This is a genomic window from Variovorax sp. V15 (assembly GCF_041154425.1).
Classification (GTDB): domain Bacteria; phylum Pseudomonadota; class Gammaproteobacteria; order Burkholderiales; family Burkholderiaceae_C; genus Variovorax; species Variovorax guangxiensis.
In genome coordinates this window covers 1,279,119-1,303,971 of record NZ_AP028659.1, presented here as the reverse complement: position 1 = coordinate 1,303,971, position 24,853 = coordinate 1,279,119, and the positions used below count along the sequence as shown (strand labels likewise).

General features: G+C 69.2%; 23 protein-coding genes and 2 pseudogenes. 9 read left to right on the top strand and 16 right to left on the bottom strand.

Features of this window, described 5'->3' with window-relative positions:
• Positions 1-46: 46 nt before the first annotated feature.
• The 4 genes from ACAM57_RS06390 to mnmH are packed head-to-tail and all read left to right on the top strand — an operon-like array spanning position 47 to position 3,619.
• Positions 47-874, top strand: a complete 828-nt coding sequence (locus ACAM57_RS06390; RefSeq protein WP_369661039.1) for a phosphonate ABC transporter ATP-binding protein — start codon at positions 47-49, stop codon at positions 872-874.
• Positions 871-1,698, top strand: a complete 828-nt coding sequence (locus ACAM57_RS06385; RefSeq protein ID WP_184640970.1) for an ABC transporter permease — start codon at positions 871-873, stop codon at positions 1,696-1,698. The genes ACAM57_RS06390 and ACAM57_RS06385 overlap by 4 nt, the downstream gene beginning before the upstream one ends.
• Complete coding sequence (gene phnE / locus ACAM57_RS06380; protein WP_369661038.1) at positions 1,695-2,498, top strand: phosphonate ABC transporter, permease protein PhnE; 804 nt, start codon at positions 1,695-1,697, stop codon at positions 2,496-2,498. The genes ACAM57_RS06385 and phnE overlap by 4 nt, the downstream gene beginning before the upstream one ends.
• Before the next feature lie 44 nt (positions 2,499-2,542).
• Positions 2,543-3,619 (top strand): tRNA 2-selenouridine(34) synthase MnmH, encoded by a 1,077-nt coding sequence (gene mnmH / locus ACAM57_RS06375; RefSeq protein WP_369661037.1) that lies wholly within the window; start codon positions 2,543-2,545, stop codon positions 3,617-3,619.
• On the opposite strand, the gene fdhD is transcribed toward mnmH, so the two are convergent.
• The 6 genes from fdhD to modB form a co-directional block, all read right to left on the bottom strand.
• The gene (fdhD, locus tag ACAM57_RS06370) at positions 3,547-4,470 is read right to left on the bottom strand and encodes a formate dehydrogenase accessory sulfurtransferase FdhD (protein WP_369661036.1); all 924 of its coding nucleotides are present in this window, start codon (positions 4,468-4,470) and stop codon (positions 3,547-3,549) included. The genes mnmH and fdhD overlap by 73 nt on opposite strands.
• A gap of 31 nt (positions 4,471-4,501) precedes the next feature.
• Positions 4,502-4,789, bottom strand: coding sequence for a hypothetical protein (locus tag ACAM57_RS06365; RefSeq protein WP_126024758.1), 288 nt, complete (start codon positions 4,787-4,789; stop codon positions 4,502-4,504).
• Positions 4,786-7,149, bottom strand: a complete 2,364-nt coding sequence (locus tag ACAM57_RS06360) for an FdhF/YdeP family oxidoreductase (protein ID WP_369661035.1) — start codon at positions 7,147-7,149, stop codon at positions 4,786-4,788. The genes ACAM57_RS06365 and ACAM57_RS06360 overlap by 4 nt, the downstream gene beginning before the upstream one ends.
• A gap of 86 nt (positions 7,150-7,235) precedes the next feature.
• Positions 7,236-8,027, bottom strand: a complete 792-nt coding sequence (locus ACAM57_RS06355) for an ABC transporter ATP-binding protein (protein WP_369661034.1) — start codon at positions 8,025-8,027, stop codon at positions 7,236-7,238.
• Entirely contained in the window at positions 8,024-8,773 is a 750-nt protein-coding gene (modA, locus tag ACAM57_RS06350) for a molybdate ABC transporter substrate-binding protein (protein ID WP_369661033.1), read from the bottom strand. The genes ACAM57_RS06355 and modA overlap by 4 nt, the downstream gene beginning before the upstream one ends.
• A 34-nt stretch (positions 8,774-8,807) precedes the next feature.
• On the bottom strand, positions 8,808-9,491 hold the full coding sequence (gene modB / locus ACAM57_RS06345) for a molybdate ABC transporter permease subunit (protein WP_369661032.1): 684 nt from the start codon (positions 9,489-9,491) through the stop codon (positions 8,808-8,810).
• Between the two features lie 105 nt (positions 9,492-9,596).
• On the opposite strand from modB, the gene ACAM57_RS06340 reads away from it, so the two are divergent.
• A complete protein-coding gene (locus ACAM57_RS06340) occupies positions 9,597-9,869 on the top strand; it encodes a hypothetical protein (protein ID WP_184642512.1) in 273 nt (90 codons plus the stop codon).
• Positions 9,870-9,905: 36 nt separating this feature from the next.
• Here ACAM57_RS06340 and ACAM57_RS06335 read toward each other — a convergent pair whose 3' ends face one another.
• The 4 genes and pseudogenes from ACAM57_RS06335 to apbC form a co-directional block, all read right to left on the bottom strand.
• Positions 9,906-10,253 (bottom strand): winged helix-turn-helix domain-containing protein, encoded by a 348-nt coding sequence (locus ACAM57_RS06335; protein ID WP_126024752.1) that lies wholly within the window; start codon positions 10,251-10,253, stop codon positions 9,906-9,908.
• Positions 10,254-10,342: 89 nt separating this feature from the next.
• Positions 10,343-12,039, bottom strand: a pseudogene (locus ACAM57_RS06330) (OFA family MFS transporter).
• 151 nt (positions 12,040-12,190) lie between these two features.
• Positions 12,191-13,135: a LysR family transcriptional regulator gene (locus ACAM57_RS06325; protein ID WP_369661031.1), complete on the bottom strand. Its 945-nt coding sequence runs from the start codon at positions 13,133-13,135 to the stop codon at positions 12,191-12,193.
• A 16-nt stretch (positions 13,136-13,151) separates the two neighbouring features.
• Entirely contained in the window at positions 13,152-14,243 is a 1,092-nt protein-coding gene (gene apbC, locus ACAM57_RS06320; protein WP_369661030.1) for an iron-sulfur cluster carrier protein ApbC, read from the bottom strand.
• An 86-nt stretch (positions 14,244-14,329) separates the two neighbouring features.
• Here apbC and ACAM57_RS06315 point away from each other — a divergent pair, with 86 nt between their 5' ends.
• On the top strand, positions 14,330-15,532 hold the full coding sequence (locus tag ACAM57_RS06315) for a patatin-like phospholipase family protein (protein WP_184642515.1): 1,203 nt from the start codon (positions 14,330-14,332) through the stop codon (positions 15,530-15,532).
• A 21-nt stretch (positions 15,533-15,553) separates the two neighbouring features.
• Here ACAM57_RS06315 and ACAM57_RS06310 read toward each other — a convergent pair whose 3' ends face one another.
• The 3 genes and pseudogenes from ACAM57_RS06310 to ACAM57_RS06300 all read right to left on the bottom strand — a co-directional run bounded on the left by ACAM57_RS06310 (position 15,554) and on the right by ACAM57_RS06300 (position 19,210).
• The gene (locus ACAM57_RS06310) at positions 15,554-16,762 is read right to left on the bottom strand and encodes a M20 family metallo-hydrolase (RefSeq protein WP_369662404.1); all 1,209 of its coding nucleotides are present in this window, start codon (positions 16,760-16,762) and stop codon (positions 15,554-15,556) included.
• 39 nt (positions 16,763-16,801) lie between these two features.
• Positions 16,802-18,001: pseudogene (locus ACAM57_RS06305) on the bottom strand (diaminopropionate ammonia-lyase); the annotation flags it as partial.
• Between the two features lie 21 nt (positions 18,002-18,022).
• Positions 18,023-19,210 (bottom strand): M20 aminoacylase family protein, encoded by a 1,188-nt coding sequence (locus ACAM57_RS06300; protein WP_369661029.1) that lies wholly within the window; start codon positions 19,208-19,210, stop codon positions 18,023-18,025.
• A gap of 95 nt (positions 19,211-19,305) precedes the next feature.
• Here ACAM57_RS06300 and ACAM57_RS06295 point away from each other — a divergent pair, with 95 nt between their 5' ends.
• Complete coding sequence (locus ACAM57_RS06295; RefSeq protein ID WP_126024745.1) at positions 19,306-19,776, top strand: Lrp/AsnC family transcriptional regulator; 471 nt, start codon at positions 19,306-19,308, stop codon at positions 19,774-19,776.
• On the opposite strand, the gene ACAM57_RS06290 is transcribed toward ACAM57_RS06295, so the two are convergent.
• The 3 genes from ACAM57_RS06290 to ACAM57_RS06280 all read right to left on the bottom strand — a co-directional run bounded on the left by ACAM57_RS06290 (position 19,745) and on the right by ACAM57_RS06280 (position 22,130).
• Positions 19,745-20,251 carry a hypothetical protein gene (locus ACAM57_RS06290; RefSeq protein WP_369661028.1) on the bottom strand — a complete coding sequence of 169 codons (507 nt, stop codon included), beginning with the start codon at positions 20,249-20,251 and terminating at the stop codon, positions 19,745-19,747. The two genes, ACAM57_RS06295 and ACAM57_RS06290, sit on opposite strands and share 32 nt — an antisense overlap.
• A gap of 118 nt (positions 20,252-20,369) precedes the next feature.
• Positions 20,370-21,059, bottom strand: a complete 690-nt coding sequence (locus ACAM57_RS06285) for a YceH family protein (RefSeq protein WP_126024743.1) — start codon at positions 21,057-21,059, stop codon at positions 20,370-20,372.
• Positions 21,060-21,095: 36 nt separating this feature from the next.
• Complete coding sequence (locus ACAM57_RS06280) at positions 21,096-22,130, bottom strand: isocitrate/isopropylmalate dehydrogenase family protein (RefSeq protein ID WP_369661027.1); 1,035 nt, start codon at positions 22,128-22,130, stop codon at positions 21,096-21,098.
• A gap of 366 nt (positions 22,131-22,496) precedes the next feature.
• Between ACAM57_RS06280 and metG the strand changes: the two genes are divergently transcribed.
• A complete protein-coding gene (metG, locus tag ACAM57_RS06275) occupies positions 22,497-24,617 on the top strand; it encodes a methionine--tRNA ligase (RefSeq protein WP_369661026.1) in 2,121 nt (706 codons plus the stop codon).
• Positions 24,618-24,645: 28 nt separating this feature from the next.
• A complete protein-coding gene (locus ACAM57_RS06270) occupies positions 24,646-24,852 on the top strand; it encodes a hypothetical protein (protein ID WP_184642525.1) in 207 nt (68 codons plus the stop codon).
• Position 24,853: the final 1 nt, after the last annotated feature.

The window sequence follows — 24,853 nt, the reverse complement described above, 5'->3', positions numbered from 1 at the left end:
CGGGAGAGGGCTGGGGTGAGGGTTCGGCCCTCGAAAGCCAGCCGGCATGAGCTTCGCCCTGGACGCCGTCGGCGTGATCCACCCCAACGGCCAGCGCGCCCTGGCCGGCGTGACGCTGTCCGCGCGCGATGGCGAACGCATCGCCGTCATCGGGCCCTCGGGCGCCGGCAAGACCACGCTGCTGCGCGTGCTCGGCGCGGCGCTGCGGCCCACCGAGGGCGAGGTACAGGCGCTGGGCACCAGGCCCTGGCAGCTGCCTGCCGCGGCGCTGAAGAAGCTGCGCGCCAGCATCGGCACCGTGCACCAGTCGCCGCCCATTGCGCCGAGGCTGCGCGTGGTCACCGCCGTGCTCGCGGGGCGGCTCGGCGAGTGGTCGACGCTGCGCGCGCTGGGCTCGCTGCTTCACCCATCGGACATCACCGGCGCGCATGAAGCGCTCGCGCGGCTGGGCATGGAGGAGCGGCTCTTCGAGCGCTGCGACCGGCTCTCCGGCGGCCAACTGCAGCGCGTGGGCATCGCGCGCGTGCTGTACCAGCGGCCGGCGCTGCTGCTGGCGGACGAGCCGGTGTCCGCGCTCGACCCCACGCTGGCCGACGCGGCCATCGGCCAGCTCGTCGCGCAGAGCGAATCGACAGGCGCCACGCTGATGGCCTCGCTGCACGCGGTGGACCTGGCGCTGCGCTGGTTTCCGCGCATCGTCGGCATGCGCGGCGGCGCGGTGATGTTCGACCTGCCGGCCGCACAGGTCACGCCCGGGATGCTCGACGCGCTCTACGCGAGCGAAGGCGGGATCGCGACGCAACGACCGCTGCCGGCGGGTGCCGCAACAGCCGCGGTAGTGGAGGCGGCCTTCCACCGGCCGGACTGCCCTTGAGCACGGCCGCAGCTTTGCGCGATCCGCACGCCGCGCGCCGGCTGGCTGCATGGACCGCCGCGCTGGTCATCGCATGGCCGATGCTGGCGCTGTCCGAGTTCAAGCCGTGGGCGTTGTTCGGCAGCGGCAATCTCGCGGTCATCGGCGGCTTCCTGGCGGGTTTCTTCCCGCCTGACGGCTCGCCGGCCTTTCTCGCCCTGCTCTTCAAGGCCACGCTGGAGACGCTGGCCATGGCCACGGCCGGCACTGCCCTCGCATTGCTGATCGGCGCGCCGCTGGGTTTCGTGACGACGCGCGCGCTTTCCATCTCGCGCATCGGACCGGGGCCGGGCCGGGTGCAGGCCGGCGTCGTGCGGCAGGCCGCGCGCTGGCTGCTGATGGTGCTGCGGGCGATTCCGGAGATCGTCTGGGCGCTGCTCTTCGTGCGCGCGCTCGGGCTCGGGCCGGCCTCGGGTGTGCTGGCGCTGGCCATCACCTACGGCGGAATGCTGGGCAAGGTCTACGCGGAGATCCTCGAATCGGCCGACACGCGCCCGGCCCGCGCCCTGCTCGAAGGCGGCAGCGGCCGGCTCGCGGCGCTGTGCTACGGCCTGCTGCCGAACACTGCGCAGGAGCTGGCCTCGTACACCGTCTACCGCTGGGAATGCGCGGTGCGCGCCTCGGTGGTGATGGGCTTCGTGGGCGCGGGCGGGCTGGGGCAGCTGATGGACCAGTCAATGAAGATGCTCAACGGCGGCGAAGCCAGCAGCATCCTGCTGGTGTTCCTGGCGCTGGTGCTGCTGGCCGACCTGCTGAGCAGCGCGCTGCGGAGGCTCTTGGCATGACGACGAAGACGCTGCCTCCGCGCCCGGCGCCGTGCTGGCGCTGTCGCATCGCCCTGCTGCTGATCGGCACGGCGGTGGTCGCGAGCTTCGCCTACCTGGGCATCGACTACCGCGCGCTCGGTTCGATGGAGTCGCTGCGGCTCATGGGCAAGTTCATCGTGGAGTTCTTCCCGCCGGACCTCTCCCCCGACTTCCTCGCCAAGACGGGCACCGGCGCCCTGCAGACGCTGGCGGTATCGGCCCTCGGCACCGTGCTGGCCGCGCTCGCGGGCGCGGTGCTGGCCTTGCCCGCATCGGGCCGCGCAGGCTGGCTGCCACGCCATGCCGCACGCTTTGCGCTCAACTTCCTGCGCAGCGTGCCCGAGCTGGTGTGGGCTGCGCTGATGGTGCTGGCCGCCGGCATCGGCCCCTTCGCGGGTGCGCTGGCGCTGTCGCTGCACACCACGGGCGTGCTTGGGCGCCTGTTCGCCGAAGCGCTGGAGAACGCGCCGCGCGAGCCCGAGCAGGCGCTGACGCTGTCGGGCGCGAATGCAGTCACTGCCTTCAGCTACGCCAGCCTGCCGCTGGTGCTGCCGCAGTGGGTGGCCTACACGCTCTACCGCTGGGAAATGAACATCCGCATGGCCGCCGTGCTGGGCTTCGTTGGCGGCGGCGGGCTGGGGCAGCTGCTGTACTTCCACCTGTCGATCTTCCAGCAGCAGCAGGCGATGACGGTGCTGATCGCGATGTTCGTGCTGGTCACGCTGGTGGACTTTGCCAGCGCTCGCTTGCGCAAGGGGCTCGGGCCAGCCTACGCCTGATCGCCCCTGTCACCGACAATCGGGGGCATGAGGTTCCTTTTGCCATGAGTCATCGCCAGCCCGTGCGGGTGGCCGACCGCCACGCCTTCGACACGCTGATCGACGCCCGCTCGCCGGCCGAGTTCGCGCTCGACCACATCCCGGGCGCCATCAACTGCCCGGTGCTGAACGACGAGGAGCGCCACATCGTCGGCACCGTCTACGTCCAGACCGGCGCCTTCGAGGCGCGGCGCATCGGCGGCGCGATGGTGGCGGCCAACATCGCCAGGCACCTGCGCGAGACGCTGGCCGACCGGCCCGAGAACTGGAAGCCGCTGGTCTACTGCTGGCGCGGCGGCATGCGCAGCGGCTCGATGGTCACCTGGCTGCGCCTTGTCGGCTGGGACGCCCAGCAGCTCGCGGGCGGCTACAAGAGCTTTCGCCGGCACGTCATCTCGCAGATCGATACGCTGACCCCGAAGCTCGACCTGCGCGTGATCTGCGGCGCCACCGGGAGCGCCAAGACCCGGGTGCTGCACGCGCTGGCCGCGCGCGGCGCACAGGTACTCGACCTGGAAGATTTCGCCCGCCACAAGGGCTCGCTGCTCGGTTCGCTGCCAGGCGTGGCGCAGCCTTCACAGAAGCACTTCGAGACGCGCATCGCGGCGGTGCTCGAAACCCTCGACCTCTCGCGTCCGCTGTACGTGGAGGGCGAGAGCATCCGCATCGGGCGGCTTTCGCTGCCCCTGCCGCTGGTGGCGCAAATGCGCGCCGCGCCATGTATCGAGGTGGCAGCCCCGCCCGAGGCACGGCTGGCTTATCTGCTGCGCGACTACGCCTATCTGGGTGATGACCGGGACGCGCTGGCCGACAGGCTGGGCGCGCTCAAGGAATTGCAGGGCAAGGAGACCGTCTCGCGCTGGCAGCAGTGGGCGCATGAAGCCGATCTGCCGCACTTGTTCGCAGAGCTGATGTCGCTGCACTACGACCCGCATTACCAGAAGTCGCAGGAGCTGCATTTCCGTGCCTGGGCGGGGCGGCAGCGCGTGGCGGCCGGCGATCTTTCGGATCAGGGGATCGAAGTGGTAGCCGATGCGGTGCTGGCGCTCGAAAGAACCGCCCCGCCGAGCCCATCGGCATAAAGCACACCCCGCGGCGCGCGGCACAGCCCCCAGAACCGCAGGCCGCACAGCTCGGCCATGCGCACGCCCATGGCGGTCGGCGCGGAGATGGTCGCCATCGCCGCGATGCCCACGCGCGCGCACTTGCGCACGAGTTCGTGGCTGCCGCGGCTGGACATCAGCACGAAGCCCGGCTCCTGCAGGCGGTTCGCGCGTGCGAGGCTGCCGATGAGCTTGTCGAGCGCGTTGTGGCGGCCCACGTCTTCCATCAGGTCGGTGAGTTCGCCGTCGACGGTGGCCCATGCGGCCGCGTGGATCGCACCTGCCTCGGCGTTGAACACCTGGCGCGGCGGCATGCCCGCGAAGGCGCGCAGCACGGTCGGAAGGTCGACGCGTTCGATCCAGTCGCGTGCAGGCACCGGCTGCGGAGACAGGTCGAGCCCCGCGAAGCTCTCGACGCCGCACACGCCGCATCCGGTGCGGCCCGCGAGGCTGCGGCGGCGGTCCTTCAAGCGCTCGAAGCTGCGCGTGGAAATTTCGAGCTGCGCCTCGATGCCGGGCATGCCGGCGGGCAGGCCGGCTTCGGAAGCATCGACGGTGCGCACGTCGATGCCGCGGCAGTCGGCGGCGGTGTCGAGGATGCCCTCGCTCAGCGCGAAGCCGAGCGCGAAGGCTTCCACGTCCTGCGGGGTGGCCATCATCACCGCGTGCGAGACGCCGTTGAACACCAGTGCCACCGGCACCTCGGCAGCAAGGGTGTCGTCGCGCAGCTCGCCTTCGGGCGCGACGCCTCGCTCGCCGAACACGCGCACGGCGTGCCGCGACAGCGGCGGCAGGGTGTCTTCGGAATCGTCGGTTTCTGGCTTCGACATGGGGGCTCCAGCTGGTCGAGCCATTGTCGGCTCAGTCGCGGTTCTCGTCTTCGGGAGGAAGTGTTCCCACCTGCGCCCGCCCGGCTTCGAGCAGGTGCGCGACCCAGCGGTCGTCTTGCTGCACCACGCGCACCCAGCCCGGGCCGCGCACGCCGCCGATGGCGGCATCGCCCATCATCGTGAGCCGGCGCATCAGCACGCTGGCACCCTGGCCTAGCCGCTTGCCCAGGCGCGGCAGCGAGACGCCCGTGCCGTCGGGCTCCTGCGCGAGCATGCGCAGGATGGCCACCGACAGGCTGTCCTGCAGCAACGCACTCATGCCGCCGCCACCATGCCGTCTGCCTCGTCCTCCGCCAGTTTCTGGATCGGCAGCTCGTGCGGCACCAGCACCACGGGAATGGACTTGGAAGTCGGCGTGCCGGCGTTCTCGGCCACGGCCGACAGCGGCACCAGCGGATTGGTCTCGGGGTAGTAGGCCGCGATGTTGCCGCGCGGGATGTCGTAGGCCACCAGCTTGAAACGGTCGGCGCGGCGCTCCTGGCCGTCGTTCCACACGGTCTGGATATCGACCCAGTCGCCGTCCTTCAGGCCGAGCGCGCGGATGTCTTCCTTGTTGATGAAGACCACGCGGCGCTGGCCGAACACGCCGCGGTAGCGGTCGTCCATGCCGTAGATGGTGGTGTTGTACTGGTCGTGCGAGCGCGTGGTCAGCAACGTGAAGACGATGGTGTCGCCCTTTTTCGCGAATCGTGCCCGGGCACGGTGCGAAGGCGTGTCCAGCGGCACGGCATGCGTGAAGAACACGGCCTTCTTCGAAGTCGTGTTCCACACGCGCTCGCTCGCGGTGTTGCGCAGGCGGAAGCCGCCGGGGTGCGCCACGCGGGCGTTGAAGTCCTTGAAGTCGTCGAACACGGCTTCGATCTTGTCGCGGATGCGCGCGTAGTCCTCGATGAGCCACAGCCACGGGGTGTTGCTGCGCGCGCCCAGCGTGGCCGCGGCGAGCCGCGCGACGATGGCCGGCTCCGACAGCAGGTGCTCCGACGCGGGCGGGTTGATGCCCATGGAGATGTGCACCATGCTCATCGAGTCTTCCACCGTCACGCCCTGCTGGCCGCCGGCCTGCATGTCGATCTCAGTGCGGCCCAGGCACGGCAGGATCAGCGCCTCGCGCCCGTGGATCACGTGGCTGCGGTTGAGCTTGGTCGTCACGTGCACCGTGAGCTCGCATTGCCTGAGCGCCTTCCAGGTCTGGTAGGTGTCGGGCGTGGCGGCCGCGAAGTTGCCGCCGAGCGCGAAGAACACCTTGCCCTTGCCGTCGAGCATCGACTGGATGGCCTCGACCGTGTCCACGCCGTTGCGGCGCGGCGGCTCGAATCCGAACACCTGCTGCAGGCGGTCGAGCAGCGCCGCGGGCGGCTTTTCCCAGATGCCCATGGTGCGGTCGCCCTGCACGTTGCTGTGGCCGCGCACCGGGCACGCGCCCGCGCCTTCGCGGCCCATGTTGCCGCGCATCATGAGCAGGTTGCCGATCATCTGGATCGTGGCCACCGAATGCTGGTGCTGGGTGATGCCCATGCCCCAGCAGGCGATGACGCGCTCGGCGCCCAGGTACACGTCGGCCGCAGCGCGGATCTGTTCCTCGCTCAGGCCCGATTCGCGCACCAGGATGTCCCACTGCTCGGCGCGCAGGTCGGCCGCCAGTGCATCGAAGCCGGTGGTGTGCTCGGCGATGAATGCATGGTCGAGCACCGAAGGCTCGCCGCGAGCCACGGCCTCGTCCTCGCGCTCGATGACGTGCTTCATCATTCCCTTGACGGCGGCGAAGTCGCCGCCCACGCGCAGCTGGAAGTAGTGCGTGCTGATGGGCGTGGAACCCAGGGTCGCCATCTCCAGCTTGTCCTGCGGGTCGGCGAAGCGCTCAAGGCCGCGCTCGCGCAGCGGGTTGAAGCTCACGATGCGCGCGCCGCGCTTCGACGCCGCGCGCAGTTCGCCGAGCATGCGCGGGTGGTTGGTGCCGGGGTTCTGGCCGAAGATGAAGATCGCGTCGGCCTTCTCGAAGTCGTCGAGCGTGACCGTGCCCTTGCCCACGCCGAGCTGCGGGCGCATGCCGCTGCCGCTGGGCTCGTGGCACATGTTCGAGCAGTCGGGAAAATTGTTGGTGCCGTACTCGCGCACGAAGAGCTGGTACAGGAAGGCCGCTTCGTTGCTGGCCCGGCCCGAGGTGTAGAAGATGGCCTGGTCAGGATCGGGCAGCGCGTTCAGGTGCCGGGCGATGCGCGCGAAGGCGTCGTCCCATTCGATAGGCACGTACTTGTCGCTCGCCGCGTCGTAGGCCATCGGGTGGGTCAGCCGGCCCTGGTCTTCGAGCCAGAAGTCGCTCTGCCCGGCCAGTTCGGCCACGGTGTGCTTCGCGAACAGCTCGGGGCCTGCGCGGCGCGCGGTGGCCTCGGCGGCCACGGCCTTCACGCCGTTCTCGCAGAACTCGAAGGTGGAGGCGTGGTTGCGGTCGGGCCAGGCGCAGCCCGGGCAATCGAAACCGTCAGGCTGGTTGGCCGAGAGCAGCGTCTTCGCGCCCTTGATGGGAATGTCCTGCCGCAGCAGCGCGTTCGTCACGCTGCGCAATGCGCCCCAGCCGCCCGCGGGGCCCTTGTAAAACTCGATCTTCTGCTCGCTGCTCATGCGAGCGAGTGTTCGCCGCGGGCCGCTGGAGCGTCAAATTGAATCGGGACATGCGGCGATTCAAAAAGGAAATGAAGCCAGCCGCCTCAGACTCCGCGGGTGTCCCTCATCAGCAGCCCCCTCAGCTTGCGCCGCAGCGGCGTGTCTTCCGCGAGGCGAGCACCGGCCGCCTCGTGCAGCGCGACATCGCGGCTCTCGGCGTTGTGCAGGTCGATCTCGCGGACCACCCGGCCTTCGCTGTAGACGAAGGCCACGTCGGCCAGGGCGAGCACGTCCTCGATGTCGTGCGTGATCATCAGCACCGGAATGCCCCACTGCCTGCGCACCTGGGCGAGTTCCTCGCGCAGTTCGGCGCGCAGCATGGGGTTGAGGGCGGCGAAGGGCTCGTCGAGCAACAGCACCTGCGGCTCGCAGGCCAGGGCGCGGGCCAGCGCGACGCGCTGGCGCTGGCCGCCCGAGAGGTTCTGGGGGCGGCTGTCGGCCAGCGCGGCGAGGCCGAAGCTTTCGAGCAGGGCATGGACGCGCTCGGCGTCCTTCGCGGCGGGCCTGCGGCGATGCCATGCGGTCAAGCCGAAGGAGACGTTCTCGCGCACGCTGAGATGCGGGAACAGTGCGTAGTCCTGGAAGAGATAGCCGATGCGCCGCGCCGGCGCGGGCACGTCGATGCCCTGGGCCGAGTCATACAGCGTGCGGCCGTCGAGCCGCACGTGGCCCGAGCTGGGATGCAGCAGGCCGGCGATGGCCTGCAGCGTGAGCGACTTGCCCGCACCCGACGGGCCGTAGAGCGCGGCAAAGGGTACGTCCGTCGCGAAACGCACTGCGAGATCGAAGCGCCGGCGGCCGTCGGCCACCGTGAGCCTCAGATCGACATCGATCATGGCTTGCCGAATCCGTAGCGCGCGAGCACTTCCTGGGCGGCGGGCGTCGAGAGGAAGGCGATGAAGTCGCCGGCCAGCGCCTTCTGCCTGCTTTCGGCGACCACGGCGATCGGGTAGGTCACGGGCGTGTGGCCGGTGGGCGTGAAGGCGATCTTCACCTTGTCGCCGGCGATGGCCGCGTCGGTGCGGTAGACGAAGCCGGCCTCAGCCTCGCCGCGGCTCACGTAGTCGAGCACCTGGCGCACGCTGTCGGCCTGCACGAACTTGGGCTCCAGCGCGGTCCAGAGGTTGGCGTTGTCGAGCACCTGCCTGGTGTAGCGGCCGACCGGCACGGTCGCGACCTTGCCGACGGCGATCTTCTTGACATTGGCCCCGCTCAGGTCCTGCAGCGACTTCAGGCCCACGCCTTCCTTGGCGGGCTCGATGAGCACCAGGCTGTTGGTGACGAAGTCCTTGCGCGTGGCGGCATCGATGGCCTTCTGCTCGACGCCGCGGTTCATGGTTTCCTGGTCGGCACTGGCGAACACGTCCACCGGCGCGCCCTGGCCGATCTGCTGCAGCAGCACGCCCGAGGCGGCGAAGTTGAAGCGCACCGAGGCGCCGGCCTTGGCGGCTTCGAACTTGGGTCCGATCTCCTTGAACGCATCCGTCAGGCTCGCGGCAGCGGACACTGTGATCTGCTGGGCCGAGGCGGCCAGCGGCAATGCGAGCGCGACGACGAGGGACAAGAGACGGAACGGACGCATTGCAACTCCTTGTGGGTATGGATGGAACACGAGATCAGCGAAGCGAGAAGAAGCGGTTCGACAGCACCAGCACGGTGATTGACAGCAGCGAAGTGACGATGACCAGCAGCAGCGCGAGGTCGTCGTGCCCGGCCTGCACCGCGTCGTAGATGGCCATCGACAGCGTCTGGGTCTGCTTGGGAATGGAGCCGGCCACCATCAGCGAGGCGCCGAATTCGCCCATGGCGCGCGCGAAAGCCAGCAGCGTGCCGGCCAGGATGCCCGGCCAGGCCAGCGGCAGCGTGACACGCAGGAACACCGAGAACGGCGACTGCCGCAGCGTGCTGGCGGCTGCTTCGAGCGAGCGGTCCACACCCGCGAACGCCGCGCTGGCCGACTTGAGCACCAGCGGCAGCGCCACCACGGCCGAGGCCACCACCGCGCCGTGCCAGCTGAAGATGATGGTGTAGTCCAGGTGCTCGCGCAGCCAGCCGCCCAGCGGGCTGCGGCGCCCCGCGGCCACGAGGATGGCGTAGCCGATCACCGTGGGCGGCAGCACCAGCGGCAGCATGAAGACGGCTTCGAGCACGTTGCTGCCGAAGAATTTCTTGCGCGCGAACACCCAGCCCAGCGCCACGCCGACGATCAGCGCCATCAAGGTCGCCACGGCGGCGACCTTGAGCGACAGCACCAGGGGGAACCAGTCGGTCGAGGCGATGAGCGAGTTCGTCATGTTCATGAAAATACGGCGCGATTGTTACACGTTCAGCCCGATGTTCTTTCAGGAGTGCGCAAATCGGTCATCCTCCATATACTGACGGATATAGCGTAGGAGACACCCGCCATGCGCGCATCCGCCCACGACGCCGTCGTCCGTTCGATCTCGGGCCGGCCGGAGCTTCGCCATCGCGTGACACGGGTACAGGAATGGCGCATCGAACGCACCATGGATGCCGCTGGCTTCGTGCTGTCCATCGTCGGCGCGGACGGCGCAAGCCAATCGTTCTTCGTGGGCGCCACCGACGCGGGCGACATCGGCGAGGTGCTGCGCCGCGAGGCGGCGTGGGCCGTACCGCCGGCCGGAAGAGGCATTCAGGGAGCTATCAAGGAGCAATGAACCGCGCGTCCGGCAGCTCAATGGTCGCTTGCGGACCTACTGCGCCAGCAGCCGTGTCAGCGCACGGATGTCGGCCGCGGCGGCAAGGCGCGCAGCATTTTCGATGGCCCGGTAGTGCTTGACGATCTCCTCGCCCACCGGAGTGAGCGCCGTGCCGCCGCCGCGCGAGCCGCCTGCCGCCGTGTTCACGGCCGGAGAGGCCAGCGACTGGTTCATCTCGTCGATCAGCATCCAGGCCCGCCGGTAAGACATGCCCAGCAGCCGGGCCGCCGCCGAGATCGAGCCGGTCTCGGCCACGGCTTCGAGCACCGCGATCTTGCCGGGACCGATGGCGATGGCGTCGTCCCGGTAGACGCGCAGACGGAACTGGACTTTGGATTTCATGTGGGCGCCAAGCGTAAACCAATGCTGGGCGCCATTGTCGGCCTGCAACGGCCGGCAGCCGGGGTGCCGACTGCCGCGGCCGACCGTCTTCAGTGGAAGAACTTGGCGGCGCTCATCAGCGTCTTGTAGACGCCCCAGGCCAGCGGAATGCCCACCGCCAGCCAGGCCAGCGCGACGACCGCCGGGCTCACCGTGTCGGCGCGGCCCGAGCCGGCCCCCACCTCGGCGGCAGATGCCTTCTCGTGCGCCAGCTTCTTCTCGACGGCAAGTTCCTCGTCGCTCATGAAGTGCCTGTCGGCCACGGGCGCACCAGCAGGTTGGCGATGAAGCCGATCACCAGCATGCCCACGAGGATGTACATGGTCTGGTTGTAGACCTGCTCGCGCGGCAGGCCCAGGCCCAGCTGGTATTCGCGCATGTAGTTCACCACCACCGGGCCCAGGATGCCGGCCGTGGCCCATGCGGTCAGCAGGCGGCCATGGATGGCGCCCACGAACTGCGTGCCGAACAGGTCGGCCAGGTAGGCCGGCACGGTGGCGAAGCCGCCGCCATACATCGACACGATCACGCAGCACGCGCCCACGAAAAGCAGCTTGCTGCCCGCGCCGGCAGAAGAGGGAATGCTCGCGTACAGGATGCCGCCGAGCACGAAGAACACCGTATAGGTGAGCTTTCGGCCCAGCTTGTCCGACATGCTCGCCCACACGAAGCGCCCGCCGATGTTGAAGAGCGAGAGCAGCGCGGTGAAGCCGCCCGCCACCACGGCGATGGCCGCGAGCTGCGTCTTGTCGAGCTCGCCGTACTTCGCGGGCAGGTCGATCAGCGCGCCGCCGAACACTTCCTGCAGCATGGGCGACGCCATGCCGATCACGCCGATGCCCGCGCTCACGTTCATGCACAGCACCAGCCACACGAGCCAGAACTGCGGAATGCCCCAGACCTTGCGCACGTGCACGTGGCGCTGCGTGATCATGGTGTTGCTGACCTGCGCCGGAGGCGGCGTCCAGCCTTCGGGCTTCCAGCCCGAGGGCGGCACGCGGTACCCCAGCGCGCCGGCCATCATGAAGACGAAGTAGCCCAGCGCCATGACCACGAAGGTCTGCATCACGCCCACGTCGGTGGCGGTGGAGAAGCGCTTCATCAGGTCGACCGCCAGCGGCGAGCCGATCATCGCGCCGCCGCCGAAGCCCATGATGGCCATGCCGGTGGCCATGCCGCGGCGGTCGGGAAACCACTTGATCAGCGTGCTCACCGGCGAGATGTAGCCCAGGCCGAGGCCGATGCCGCCGATCACGCCGGAGCCGAGGATCATCAGCCAGAACTGGTGCAGGTGGATGCCCAGTGCCGACAGCAGCATGCCGCCGCACCAGCACAGCGCCGACACCACGCCGGCCTTGCGCGGGCCCGCGCGTTCGAGCCAGCCGCCCCACAGGGCTGCCGAGCAGCCGAGGAAGACGAAGAACAGGGTGTACATCCAGCCGAGGGTGGCCACGCGCCAGTCGCAGTTGGTGGCGAAGAGCTCGGCGAAGAAGCTCATGTCCTTGGCGCAGGCCTGGGCGCCGGTGCCGGCGGTGCCCAGCGCCTTCGACAGCGGCAGCCAGAACACCGAGAAGCCGTAGGCCATGCCGATGCACAGGTGGATGGCCAGTGCGGCCGGTGGAACGAGCCAGCGGTTGAAGCCGGGGCCCGCGATGATGCGTTCCTTTTCCAGGAAGCCGGGCTGCGGTTGCGCCCCTGCTCCAACGATGCGCTCTCCTTCGAGAACGCCTGCAGATGAACCTGCCATATTTCTCCTTGTTCGCCGGATGTGTAAGTTTTTGCTAATCCGGGGCGCGGAGTGTCTGCGAACGGTTTAAGCGCCGTCAAATTCGATCAGGGCATGGCCTGATTCAATAACTAAATGAGAAGGCCCCTTGGCCCTGAATGCGCCGCCGCGGTCAATCGCCCAGCGAGCCCTCGTGCGCCTGCAGATGCGCTTGCCACTCGGCCGCCTGCATGAACGCCAGCGCGGCTTCGAGGGCCCGCGAGGCACGCACGCCGTCCTGCGTCATGAAGCCGATGGGCGTGCGCACGTCCGGCCCCACCAGCGGCAGCGCCTCCAGCTCGCGGTGGGTGCGCACGGCATCCACCATGCTGCCGGGCAGCACGCTGCAGACCTTGCCCGCGCTCACCGCGAGCGCGAGCGCCAGCACCGAGTTGGTCTCGATCGCCGGATTCACCGGCGCGCCCGCTTCGCGCAGCGCCTGGTCGACGATGGCGCGGTTGTGCATGTCGGAGGTCAGCAGGCACAGCGGCAGCTTGCCCGCGTCGGCCCACGACATCGGCTGGCCGATGCGAAGCTGGTCGGCCGAAGGCTTCTTTGCGCGGCGCAGGAGAAAGTAGTGCTCCACGCTCTGCGGCCACGCCGCGAGCTTGATGCCCGGCAGGTGCATGCGCTCGGTGTAGCCCAGCGCGAGGTCGACGGAGAGGTTCTCCAGCCCCGTCTCCAGGTCCTGCGAGCTCATCGAGAGCACGGCCGGCACGATGCCCGGGTGCCGCTCCTGCAGCATGGCCGCGAAGCGCGAGAGCATCGGGATCGCGGTGGGTACGGCCGCCATGCGCAGGCTGCCGTGCGGGTTGTCCACGTCGCTGCGCAGTTCCTGCAGCAGCACCTCGTTGTCGCGCAGCATGCGCTGCGCCGTGGCCAGCACGCGCTCGCCCTCGTGCGTGAGGCCCACGTACACGCGGGCCCGCTTGACGATGACGACGCCGAACTCGGTCTCCAGCGCGCGCAGCGCATTCGACAGGGCCGGCTGCGTGATGTGGCAGGCCTGGGCCGCGCGGCCGAAGTGCTTGTGCTCGTTCAGCGCCACCAGGTAGCGCATCGAGGCGAGCAGGTTCATCGGGAAAGGCCGTTCTTCAGGTGTTCTTGCTGATCGAGATCGTCGGGAACTTCGCGGAAAAGTCCTTCGCCTTCTCTGCGATGCCCACGGCCACGCGGCGGGCGACCGCCTTGTAGATGCCGGCGGCCTCGCTGTCGGGCTGCGACACCACCGTGGGCGCCCCGCTGTCGGCCTGCAGCCGGATATTGATGTCCAGCGGCAGCGCGCCCAGGTACTCCATCTGGTACTCGGCCGCCATCTTCTTTCCGCCGTCGGCGCCGAAGATGTGCTCGGCATGGCCGCAGTTCGAGCACACGTGCACCGCCATGTTCTCGACGATGCCCAGGATCGGCACGCCGACCTTCTCGAACATCTTGATGCCCTTCTTGGCGTCGAGCAGTGCGATGTCCTGCGGCGTGGTGACGATCACCGAGCCCGTCATCGGCACGCGCTGGCTCAGCGTGAGCTGGATGTCGCCGGTGCCCGGGGGCATGTCGACGACGAGGTAGTCGAGGTCTTTCCAGTTGGTCTGGCGCAGCAGTTGCTCCAGCGCCTGGGTGGCCATGGGGCCGCGCCAGATCATGGCCTGGTCCTGGTCGACCAGGAAGCCGATGGACATGACCTGCACGCCGTGGCGCTCCATCGGCTCCATGGTCTTGCCGTCGGCGCTGTCGGGACGGCCTTCGATGCCCATCATCATGGGCTGGCTGGGGCCGTAGATGTCGGCGTCGAGCAGGCCGACCGTGGCGCCTTCGGAGGCCAGCGCCAGCGCCAGGTTGGCCGCCGTGGTGCTCTTGCCCACGCCGCCCTTGCCGGAGGCCACCGCGATGATGTTCCTGACGTTCGGCATCAGTTGCACGCCGCGCTGCACCGCGTGGCTGATGACCTTGGTGACGATGTTCACCGACACGTTCTCCACGCCCGGCAGCGCCTTGGCGGCCGCCACCAGTTCCCTGCGGATGGCAGCGTGCTGGCTCCTGGCCGGGTAGCCAAGTTCGAGGTCGAACGAGACGTCGCCCTCCGAGACCTGGAGGTTCTTGAGCGAGCGGGTCGCCGCGAAAGGCTTGCCGGTGTTAGGGTCCTGGACGGCCTTGAGCGCCTCCATGAGCCCTTCTGGGGTGAGTGCCATTGATCAAACTCCTGAATGGCCGGTAGTCTAAGGCGCTCGCCAGGCCGGCACCCCGAGCCCTTCCAATAGCCCGACAACGAACAAAAATGCCCGACACAAGCCCCGTCACCGGCCTTCTGCTCACCGGGGGCGGCGCGCGGGCCGCCTACCAGGTCGGCGTGCTCGAAGCCATCGCCGAGATCCGCCGGGCGGCCGGCACGGCGATCACCGGCGCGGCCAACCCCTTCCAGGTCATCACCGGCACCTCGGCCGGCGCCATCAACGCGGCGGCGCTGGCCTGCGGCTGCGACGACTTCGACTACGTGGTGGGCCACATCGCCGACGTCTGGGGCAAGTTCCGCGCCGAGCAGGTGTACCGCGCCGATTCGCTCTCGGTGATCGGCAGCGGCACGCGCTGGCGCATGCTGCTGGGCTTCGGGCGCTTCGCGGCCAACTGGATGCGCATCAAGCCGAAGTCGCTGCTGGACAACACGCCGCTGTCGCAGCTGCTGCGGCGCATGGTGCCGCTCGACCGCCTGCCGCAGCTGATGAAGGACGGCCACCTGCAGGCGCTGGCTGTGACCGCGTCGAGCTACAGCTCGGGCGAGCACGTCACCTTCTTCGAGGCGGCCGTGCCGATGGAGCCGTGGGTACGCTCGCAGCGCCTGTCGGTGCGCGACAGCATCACGCACGAGCACCTGCTGGCCTCGTCGGCCATTCCCTTCGTGTTCCCGGCCACGGCATTGCCGATGCAGGGCCACACCGAGTACTTCGGCGACGGCTCGATGCGGCAGTCGGCCCCCATCGCAGCGGCCATCCACCTTGGCGCGCAGCGCATCGTGGTGATAGGCGCGGGCCGCATGCACGAGCCGCGCGACGCCACCGCGCCCAACACCCACAGCGGCTATCCGACCATGGCGCAGATCGCGGGCCACGCGCTGTCCAGCATCTTCCTCGACGCGCTGGCAGTGGACATCGAGCGCCTGCGCCGCATCAACCACACGCTGGGACTGATCCCGGAGGAGGCGCGCGCGGCGAGCACGCTGCGCCCGCTCGACCTGCTGGTGATCTCGCCCTCGGAGCGCCTGGACGTGATCGCGGCGCGCCACGTCGACGCCCTGCCCGGCGCGGTGCGGCACCTGCTGGGCGGCTCGAAGGTCGCGGCCGACGTGAAGGGCGGCGCACTGGCCAGCTACCTGCTTTTCGAGTCGGCCTACACGCGCGAGCTGATGGCGCTGGGGCGCGCCGACACGATGAAGCAGCGCGACGAGGTGCTGCGCTTCTTCGGCTGGACGCCAGCGGCGGCCTGAGGCTCCCGCCGTTCAGGTTGTTCAGGCGGTTGGCGGCTCGTCCGCCAGCGCCAGCATCACGTCCAGCAGCACGCTCGCGCCGTTGGCAAGCTCGGCCGGCGCCGTGTGCTCCCTCGGGTTGTGGCTGATGCCGCGCTCGCTGGGCACGAAGATCATGGCGGCGGGGCAGATGCGGGCCATCATCTGCGCGTCGTGCCCGGCGCCCGAGGTCATGCGCCGGCTCGGCAGTCCTCGCGCGCGGGCCGAGGCCTCGATGCGGCGGACCAGCCCCGCGTCGAACACCACGGGCTCGAAGCGGGCCAGACGGCGCGCCTCGATGGTGACGCCCTCCTCCTTCTCCAGCTCGCGCAGAAGGGCTTCCAGTTCGGCTTCGGCGCGCCGCAGCATCGCCTCGTCGGTGTTGCGCAGGTCGACCGTCAGCGTCGCGCGCGCGGCGATGACGTTGATGAGGTTCGGATGCAAATCAAGCACGCCCACCGTGCCGACCTGGCTGCCGCCGTAGCGCCGCGCCAGGTCGCGCACGAAGACCGCGATGGCCGCCGCGCAGTAGCCCGCGTCGTGGCGCAGCCTCATGGGCGTGGTGCCGGCGTGGTTCGACTGGCCGACGATGGAAATCTCCTGCCACGAGATGCCCTGCAGGTCCTGCACCGCCCCGATGGCCAGGCCCTCGGCTTCGAGCACCGGCCCCTGCTCGATGTGCAACTCGACGAAGGCATGCGGCACGATGGCGCCGCATGCCATGTCGCCCGCGTAGCCGATGCGCGCGAGCTCGTCGCCCAGCCGCGCGCCGTCGGTGCCGAGCGTGTCGAGGGCGGCGTCGGGCGAGAGGCCGCCCGCGTGCACCAGCGAGCCCATCATGTCGGGCATGAAGCGCACGCCCTCCTCGTTGGTGAAGGCCGCCACCACGATGGGCCGCAGCGTGCGGCGCCCCCGCGCGTCGAGCCAGCGCACCACCTCCAGCCCAGCCATCACGCCGTAGTTGCCGTCATAGCGGCCGCCGGTGGCGACGGTGTCGATGTGCGAGCCCGTCATCACCGGCGCTGCATCGGTGATGCCCGCGCGGATGCCGAAGATGTTGCCGATGCGGTCGATGCGCACCTCCAGGTCCAGCTCCTTCATCCAGCGCACCAGCTGGTCGCGGCCCTGGCGGTCGGCGTCGGTCAGCGCGATGCGGCAGACTCCGCCGCCGTCGATCGCGCCGATGGCGGCATGCGCCTCGATGCGCGCCATGAGCGCGTCTTCCGCAATGCCCTCGCGCCGCAGCCACTGCGCCTGCGCGGCGACGACCTCCTCGCCGCAGCGGCCGGTGATGCCCCGGTAGACGCCGGGCGCCGTCGCGCCCTCGGTGCTGATGAGCAGCACGCGCGCATCGGGGTCCAGCCCTGCGGCATCGCGCGCGACGGGGTCGGCCGCCAGCGCCTGCAATGCGGCGAGGCCGGCAGCCCCCGATTCGCCGCTGAGCACGGGCACATCGCCAGCATCGCCGCTCGCGAGCGTGCGCATCGCCTGCTCGGCCTGCGCGTCGGTCACCGTCATGAAGACGTCGACGGCGGGCTGAAGAAAGCGCCATGCGAGCGGCGAAGTCTCTCCGCACGCCAACCCGGCCATCACCGAATCGACCGAACCCGTCGCGCGGCTCGGATGGCCGTTGCGCGCGCTCTGCAGCAGGCAGTCCGCCTGCTCGGGCTCGACGACGATGAAGTTGGGACGGGCCGCCCCGTAGCGCTCCCAGAAATGGCTGACGACGCCCGCGGCCAGCCCGCCCACGCCGCCCTGCACGACGACGTGGGTGAAAGGGCACGGCGCATTCGCGGCGCTGCTCTCGAGCAGCTCATCGGCCAGGATGCCGTAGCCCTGCATCACGTCGCGCGGCACTTCCTCGTAGCCTTCGTAGGAGGTGTCGGAAACCACCTCCCAGCCGTTGGCGCGGGCCAGCCGGGCCGCCTCCTCGACCGACTCGTCGTAGTTGCCAGCGATGCGCACGATCTCCGCGCCCAGCGCCGCAATCGGCGCCTCGCGCTCCTCGCTGACCTGCGCGTGCAGCACGATCACGCAGCGGCAGCCGATGCTCTGCGCGGCCGCCGCCAGCGCGCGGCCGTGGTTGCCGTCGGTGGCGCTGACGACCACGAAGTCGCGCAGCGCATCCGCATGCCTGCCGGCGAGAAGATCGGCAGGCGCCCACCCGCGGTCGGGCCAGCGGCGCAGCACCAGCCTCAGCAGCGCCACCGGCGCGCCGAGCACCTTGAAGCTGCCGAGCGCCGAGCGCGCCGACTCGTCCTTCACCGTCAGCGCGCCGATGCCGAGCTGCCGCGCGAGCCCCGGCAGCGACCATGCCGGCGTGGGCGCGGGCTGCAGCCGCTTCCATGTCGACAGCCACTGCCGGCTCTCCTTGCCGCGCGCGATGCTCATCACCTCGCGCAGCGATTCGTCGTATGCGCGGCGCCGCGCCTGGGGATTCCTGAAAAGCATGTCGTTCGCTCAATCAATCAATCAGTTGGTGGTGTGGCCCTGCGCGGGCAGGCGCATGCGGACGATCTCCGCGAAATAGCGGGCGCCCGTGGCGAGCACCTCATCGTTGAAGTCGTAGCTGCCGTTGTGCAGCGGCGTGCCGCCGGGCTCGCCCTCTGCGCCATTGCCCAGGAACACGAAGGCGCCGGGCACGGCCTGCAGGAAGGCGCCGAAGTCCTCCGAGATCATCATCGGCGCCACGTCGGCGTTCACGTTCTCCGCGCCTACCACGGCCGTGGCGGCGGCCACCGCCGTGGGCACGCACCCGGCCCAGTTCACCGTGGGCGCGAACTCGTGCGTGTAGCTGAACTCGCAGCCGGCACCGTGCATGCGGCAGATGCCCTCGCTGATCTCGCGCATGCGCGCGGCCAGCATGCGCTGCACCTCGGGGTCGTAGCTGCGCGTGTCGCCCTTGATGACGACGTTCGACGGAATCGCGTTGCGGATGCCGTCGGTGATGAACTCGGTGCACGAGACCACCGCCTGCGCGCCCGGGTCGAGCGTGCGCGAGACGATGGTCTGAAGCGCCAGCACGATCTGCGCGCCGATCACGATGGGGTCGATGCCCATGTGCGGCCGCGCGGCGTGCGTGCCCCGGCCCTTCACGTGGATCACGAAGTTGTCTTCGCTGGCCATCAGGCCGCCCGCGCGCGTGGCGAAGGTGCCGGCGCGCATGCCGGGCATGTTGTGCAGGCCGTAGATCTCGTCGACCGGGAAGCGCTGGAACAGGCCGTCTTCCATCATCGCCTTCGCGCCGCGGCCGTGCTCCTCGGCTGGCTGGAAGATGAAGCGCACGGTACCGTCGAAGTCGCGCCGCTCGCTCAGCAGCTGCGCCGCGCCGAGGATGATCGACATGTGGCCGTCGTGGCCGCAGGCGTGCATCTTGCCGGGCGTGGTGGAGGCGTAGGCGCGGTCGGCGGGCAGCTCGGTGATGTTGAGCGCGTCCATCTCGGCGCGCAGGCCGATCATGCCCTTGCCGCTGCCCACCCTCAGGTTGGCCACGAGGCCAGTGCCGCCGATGCCGGTGTGCACCTCCAGGCCCAGCGCCTTCAGCACGCGGATGACGAATGCGGATGTCTTCGCCTCCTCGAAGCCGGTCTCGGGAATGGCGTGCAGCGCGCGGCGCCAGCCGGTGAGCGTGTCGCGCAGGGGTGCGTCGTGGAGGTTCATGGCGGGATGCTATTGACAATGGTGCGAGACAGGTACGCAAAATCGAGGCTTCCGACGCAACGTTTTTGCGCGCACCCAGCATCCGACCGGCACCCATGACCCCGTTAGACGCCCTCGACCTTCGCCTGCTGGAGCTGATCCAGGCCGACAGCCGCATGCCCCAGAGCGAACTGGGCGAGCGCGTGCACCTGTCGACGGCGGCGGTGAACCGAAGGCTCAAGCGCATGCGCGACGAGGGGGTCATCCAGCGCTACGGCGCGGTGTTGTCGCCCGCCGCGCTGGGCCATCCGCTGACCATCGTGGCCGAGGTCGAAGCCGAAAGCGAGCAGATCGAGCGGCTGGACGCGATGAAGAAGAGCTTCAAAGACTGTCCGCAGGTGCAGCAGTGCTACTACGTGACCGGCGAGTGGGACTTCATCCTGGTCTTCGTGGTGCGCGACATGGCGCAGTACACGGCGCTCACGCGGCAGCTTTTCTTTCAGAGCAACAACGTCAAGCGCTTCCGAACGCTGGTCACGATGGACCCGGTGAAGCTCAGCCTGGACGTACCGGTGTCCGGGAGCTGAATTCCACGCGGCGCGCGTCGGCGGATGGCATCAGCATCGAGCGCAGCAGCAGGGTCACCGCGCAGACGATGGGCAGCAGCGCCAGCAGTCGTCCCGGCTCGAAGGCCAGTCCGGCGGCCACGCCGACGGCGCAGCCGGTTTTGATCCACGGCGCCACCGCATCCCACCCGCGCCGATGCGTCGCGGCAAAGCCGACGAGCGCGATCCAGCCATAGAAGCCGCCGAAGACGGAAAAGACCCAGCTCAGCAGGTAGTAGACCGTGTCCATGTCGCGGAACACGACCGCCGTGCCCAGGCTCCGCCAGGTGTGGCGATAGCCGTCGAAAAGAAAGAAACCGGTGGCCGAGGCGGCCCACCAGAAGAAGGCATACAGGCTCGCGATGCCGGCCAGTGCCGCGAGCCACGCGAGCGCGCGGCGCGTGATGTCGTCGAAGGGCATGTGGTCGCGCCACGCGACGATGTGTCCGTTGTCCATGCAGGGCTCCAGGTGTATTCGCAATGGAGGCCGAAGTTAGACACCGGGTGTGCGGGCTGCGTGAAGCCCGTGTGAAATGGCGCGATCAGAGGGCGCTCATGAGGCGCTCAGGGGCCCGTCACCCCGCCTCCGAAATCCCCAGCTCCGAGCACACCCGCCCCAGCAGCGCCTTCAGCGACGCCACCTCGGCTTCCAGCCGCGCCACGTTGGCCTTGAGTGCCGCGACTTCGCCCAGCGACACGTCGTGCGACGCCTGCCCCGAATCGGACGACACACCGGCGGGCCGCATGCTTTCCTCGGGCGGCGGGCCGCTCAGCAGATGCGCCCAGCGGCTCTCGCGCGCGCCGGGCAGGCGCGGCAGCTTCACCACCAGCGCGCCGGCCGGGCGCTCGGCGAGTTCGTCGAGGAAGCCCTCCACCGACGAGATGTCCGCGAAGTTGTGCATGCGGTCGCAGGCGATGCGCAGCTCGCCCGCCGTCTGCGGGCCGCGCAGCATCAGCACGGTCAGCAGGATCACCGACTGCGACGGGATCCGCAGCACGCGGTCGACGTTGTGCTCGTAGCGGAAGGCCCGCCCGCCGCTGGTCTCGGCCACGAGGCTGTAGCCCCGGAGGCTGTCTACGGCGGCCTGCACCTGCGACTCGGTGAGTTCGAGCACCGGGTTGCGGCTGGTCTTCTGGTTGCAGCCCGACACCAGCGAGTTGAGCGTGAGCGGGTAGCTGTCGGGCACGGTGCGCTGCTTTTCGGCGAGCACGCCAAGCACGCGGGTTTCGACCAGGGAGAGGACTGGAAGGGTTGTCGATGACATGGGGGCTCGGAAAAGAAAACGCGGCCGCAGCGGGGCTCAAGCGCCGTTGATGCGGCTGACCAGCGCCTTCGTGAACGCCTCGGTGCCGGCCGTGCCGCCCAGGTCGCCGGTGCGCACCTTGTCGATGTTCAGCGTCTCGTCGATGGCGGTGCGCAGGCGCGCGGCCAGTTCGGGCAGCTTCACGTGGTCGAGCATCAGCGCGGCAGCCAGCAGCAAGGCCGTGGGGTTGGCGATGCCCTTGCCGGCGATGTCGGGGGCGGAGCCGTGCACGGCCTCGAAGATGGCCGCGTCGGTGCCGATGTTGGCGCCCGGCGCCATGCCCAGGCCGCCGACCAGCCCGGCCACGAGGTCGGAAAGGATGTCGCCGAACAGGTTGGTCGTGACCAGCATGTCGAACTGCCAGGGGTTGAGCACCAGCTTCATCGCGCAGGCGTCGATGATGACCGTGTCGAGCTCGAACTTGCCCTTGTACTTCTTCTCGTAGAGGTCCAGGCCGGTCTCCAGGAAGATGCCCGTGAGCGCCTTCATGATGTTGGCCTTGTGCACGAGCGTGACCTTTTTGCGGCCGGTGGCGATGGCGGTTTCGAAGGCGTATTCGAGCAGGCGGCGGCTGCCCTGGCGGGTGTTGATGCCGGTGGCCATGGCCACGGCATGCGGGTCGCCGTCGATGGGCACGTAGTGCTCGTGGCCGATGTAGAGGCCCTCGAGGTTCTCGCGCACCACCGTCAGGTCGATCTTGTCGAAGCGGCCGCCGGGAATGATGGTGCGCGCGGGGCGCAGGTTGGCGTACAGCTGGAATTCCTCGCGCAGCCGCACGTTCGACGAGCGGTAGCCGCCGCCCGAGGGGGTCTCCAGCGGCCCCTTCAGGGCCAGCCGGGTCTTGCGGATGCTGTCGAGCGTGGCCTGCGGCAGCGGGTCGCCCGAAGCCTTGACGCCGCCCAGGCCGGCGATCTGCGTGTCCCAGGCGAAGGGCGCCTTCAGCGCGTCGAGCGCGGCCAGCGTGGCGTCGACGATCTCGGGGCCGATGCCGTCGCCGGGGATGAGGGTTGCGGGAATGGAGGTGGTGGTCATCGGCTTCGTCTCGCTTTCTGTCTGCGCTTTCTGGGTCGGGGGCTGGAGCATACGTCGCCCGCGCGACAGCGGCTCGACGAGTGCCCCCACGTTGAGGCCACCTTTGAGGCCCTTCGCCGTTGCTGCCTCGCCGGCAGGCGCCCACGGCCACGAAGCGTCCGGCCCGACGCTCGGCGCTCCTTCGCTGGAAGGCAACTGCCAAGGCGCCAGGGGCGAGCTCGCCGAACCTGCCAAGAGAGCGGCGATACAGGCGGTGAAGTCGATGGCGTGCGGCGTGGGGTCGATGGCGCCATCGGACGCCCCCGGCAGCCATGCAACCTAAAATGCCCGGTTCCCCGTCAGCCACTCCCGAAAGCGCCCTCCCCGATGTCCGCCCCGCGCAAGCTCTTCGTCACCACCGCCCTGCCATACGCCAACGGCAAGTTCCACATCGGCCACATGATGGAGTACATCCAGGCCGACATCTGGGTGCGGAACCAGCGAATGAACGGCGCCGACGTCAACTTCGTGTGCGCCGACGACGCCCACGGCGCAGCCATCACCATCGCGGCCGACAAGGCCGGCGTGACGCCGCAGGCCTTCGTGGCCGAGATCGCCGCGGGCCGCAAGCCGTACCTCGACGGCTACTACATCTCCTTCGACAACTGGCACTCGACCGACGCGCCCGAGAACCACCAGCTCGCGCAGGACATCTACCGCGACCTGCGCGCCAACGGCCTGATCAGTACCAAAAGCGTCGAGCAGTTCTACGACCCCGAAAAGGGCATGTTCCTGGCCGACCGCTTCATCAAGGGCGAGTGCCCCAACTGCCATTCGAAGGACCAGTACGGCGACAACTGCGAGGTGTGCGGCGCGGTGTACGCGCCCACCGAGCTGATCAACCCCTACTCGGCCCTCTCGGGCGCCAAGCCGGAGCTGCGCAGCTCCGAGCATTTCTTCTTCAAGCTGTCGGACCCGCGCTGCGAGGCCTACCTGAAGGAATGGACCGCCGCCGCCGGCCACGTGCAGCCCGAGGTGCAGAACAAGATCCGCGAGTGGCTCTACAAGGACGACGAGGGCAAGGGCGGCCTCGGCGACTGGGACATCAGCCGCGACGCGCCGTACTTCGGCATCGAGATCCCCGATGCGCCCGGCAAGTACTTCTACGTGTGGCTCGACGCCCCCGTGGGCTACCTCGCCTCGCTGAAGAACCTGCTGGACAAGCGCTGCATCGAGCTGGGCGGCGACGGCATCTCGTACACCGAGTACATGGCCGACCCCGAGCTGGAGCAGGTGCACTTCATCGGCAAGGACATCATCACCTTCCATACGCTCTTCTGGCCGGCGATGCTGCACTTCAGCGGCCGCAAGGCGCCCGACGCGGTGTACGTGCACGGCCATCTCACCGTGAGCGGCGAGAAGATGAGCAAGAGCCGCGGCACCGGCATCGACCCGATGAAGTACCTGGCCATCGGCCTGGACCCCGAATGGCTGCGCTACTACATCGCCGCCAAGCTCAACGGCCGCAACGAGGACATCGACTTCAACCCCGAGGACTTCGTCGCGCGCGTCAACAGCGACCTCGTGGGCAAGTACATCAACATCGCCAGCCGCGCGGCGGGCTTCATCGGCAAGCGCTTCGGCGGCAAGCTGGGCGAGGTCTCGGCCGACGGCGACGCGCTGCTGTTCACGCTGCGCGACGCGGCGGCGCAGCTGCATTCGCTCTACGACGGCCGCGACTACGCCCGGGCGCTGCGCGAGGTGATGGCGCTGGCCGACAAGGTCAACGAGTACGTCGACCAGAACAAGCCCTGGGAGCTGGCCAAGAAGGAAGGCGCCGAGGCGCGCCTGCACGACGTGTGCACCGTGTGCATCGAGGCCTTCCGCCTGCTCACGCTGTACCTGAAGCCGGTGCTGCCGGCGCTGGCGCTGAACGTCGAGGCCTTCCTGAAGATCTCGCCGCTGACCTGGGCCGACGCCGCGCAGCCGCTGCCCGCGGGCCACGCCATCGGCGAGTACAAGCACCTGATGCAGCGCGCCGACGCCAAGCTGGTCGACAAGCTCTTCGACGCGCCCGAACCGGCCGCCTCGGCAACTCCGGCCGCAGCCGAGGCGACGGAGCTGCCGGGCGGCGAAGCCATCGCGCCCACCATCGCCATCGACGACTTCGCGAAGATCGACCTGCGCATCGCGAAGATCGTGGCCTGCGAGAAGGTCGAAGGCTCGACCAAGCTGCTGCGCCTGACGCTGGACGCCGGCGAGGGCACCGACCCGCAGGGGAGTCCAATTCTTCGCAACGTGTTCAGCGGCATCGCCTCGTCCTACCAGCCCGAGCAGCTGGTGGGCAAGCTCACCGTGCTGGTCGCCAACCTCGCGCCGCGCAAGATGAAGTTCGGCGTGAGCGAAGGCATGGTGCTGGCCGCCAGCCATGGCGACGAGAAGGCCCACCCCGGCATCCACGTGCTCGAACCCTGGCCGGGCGCGACGCCAGGCATGCGGGTTCGCTGACCGGCTTCATTCAGGAAAAGGAACCACCATGACAGCACTGCTGCGCCGAGCCCTTCTGCTTGCATCGCTTTCGTCCCTGCTGGGCGGCTGCGCGGTGGTGACGGTGGCCAGCACGGCGGTGAGCGTGGGCGCCGGCGCTGTCGGGCTGGCTGCCGACGCGGCCATCGGCACGGCGCGCATCACGGGCAAGGCCGTGGGCGCGGCAGCCGATGCGGTGATTCCCGACAGCCAGTGAA

What these genes read in the sequence shown, in the direction of transcription:
- ACAM57_RS06325 (WP_369661031.1), bottom strand. Translation starts at nt 13,135, where the DNA reads ATGAACCTGCTCGCCTCGATGCGCTACCTGGTGGCGCTGAACGAGCAC.
- ACAM57_RS06365 (WP_126024758.1), bottom strand. Translation starts at nt 4,789, where the DNA reads ATGAGTGCGTTGCTGCAGGACAGCCTGTCGGTGGCCATCCTGCGCATG.
- metG (WP_369661026.1), top strand. Translation starts at nt 22,497, where the DNA reads ATGTCCGCCCCGCGCAAGCTCTTCGTCACCACCGCCCTGCCATACGCC.
- modB (WP_369661032.1), bottom strand. Translation starts at nt 9,491, where the DNA reads ATGAACATGACGAACTCGCTCATCGCCTCGACCGACTGGTTCCCCCTG.
- ACAM57_RS06355 (WP_369661034.1), bottom strand. Translation starts at nt 8,027, where the DNA reads ATGATCGATGTCGATCTGAGGCTCACGGTGGCCGACGGCCGCCGGCGC.
- phnE (WP_369661038.1), top strand. Translation starts at nt 1,695, where the DNA reads ATGACGACGAAGACGCTGCCTCCGCGCCCGGCGCCGTGCTGGCGCTGT.
- mnmH (WP_369661037.1), top strand. Translation starts at nt 2,543, where the DNA reads ATGAGTCATCGCCAGCCCGTGCGGGTGGCCGACCGCCACGCCTTCGAC.
- ACAM57_RS06285 (WP_126024743.1), bottom strand. Translation starts at nt 21,059, where the DNA reads ATGTCATCGACAACCCTTCCAGTCCTCTCCCTGGTCGAAACCCGCGTG.
- ACAM57_RS06295 (WP_126024745.1), top strand. Translation starts at nt 19,306, where the DNA reads ATGACCCCGTTAGACGCCCTCGACCTTCGCCTGCTGGAGCTGATCCAG.
- fdhD (WP_369661036.1), bottom strand. Translation starts at nt 4,470, where the DNA reads ATGTCGAAGCCAGAAACCGACGATTCCGAAGACACCCTGCCGCCGCTG.
- modA (WP_369661033.1), bottom strand. Translation starts at nt 8,773, where the DNA reads ATGCGTCCGTTCCGTCTCTTGTCCCTCGTCGTCGCGCTCGCATTGCCG.
- ACAM57_RS06340 (WP_184642512.1), top strand. Translation starts at nt 9,597, where the DNA reads ATGCGCGCATCCGCCCACGACGCCGTCGTCCGTTCGATCTCGGGCCGG.
- ACAM57_RS06315 (WP_184642515.1), top strand. Translation starts at nt 14,330, where the DNA reads ATGCCCGACACAAGCCCCGTCACCGGCCTTCTGCTCACCGGGGGCGGC.
- ACAM57_RS06280 (WP_369661027.1), bottom strand. Translation starts at nt 22,130, where the DNA reads ATGACCACCACCTCCATTCCCGCAACCCTCATCCCCGGCGACGGCATC.
- apbC (WP_369661030.1), bottom strand. Translation starts at nt 14,243, where the DNA reads ATGGCACTCACCCCAGAAGGGCTCATGGAGGCGCTCAAGGCCGTCCAG.
- ACAM57_RS06335 (WP_126024752.1), bottom strand. Translation starts at nt 10,253, where the DNA reads ATGAAATCCAAAGTCCAGTTCCGTCTGCGCGTCTACCGGGACGACGCC.
- ACAM57_RS06290 (WP_369661028.1), bottom strand. Translation starts at nt 20,251, where the DNA reads ATGGACAACGGACACATCGTCGCGTGGCGCGACCACATGCCCTTCGAC.
- ACAM57_RS06310 (WP_369662404.1), bottom strand. Translation starts at nt 16,762, where the DNA reads ATGGCGCGCATCGAGGCGCATGCCGCCATCGGCGCGATCGACGGCGGC.
- ACAM57_RS06300 (WP_369661029.1), bottom strand. Translation starts at nt 19,210, where the DNA reads ATGAACCTCCACGACGCACCCCTGCGCGACACGCTCACCGGCTGGCGC.
- ACAM57_RS06270 (WP_184642525.1), top strand. Translation starts at nt 24,646, where the DNA reads ATGACAGCACTGCTGCGCCGAGCCCTTCTGCTTGCATCGCTTTCGTCC.
- ACAM57_RS06390 (WP_369661039.1), top strand. Translation starts at nt 47, where the DNA reads ATGAGCTTCGCCCTGGACGCCGTCGGCGTGATCCACCCCAACGGCCAG.
- ACAM57_RS06360 (WP_369661035.1), bottom strand. Translation starts at nt 7,149, where the DNA reads ATGAGCAGCGAGCAGAAGATCGAGTTTTACAAGGGCCCCGCGGGCGGC.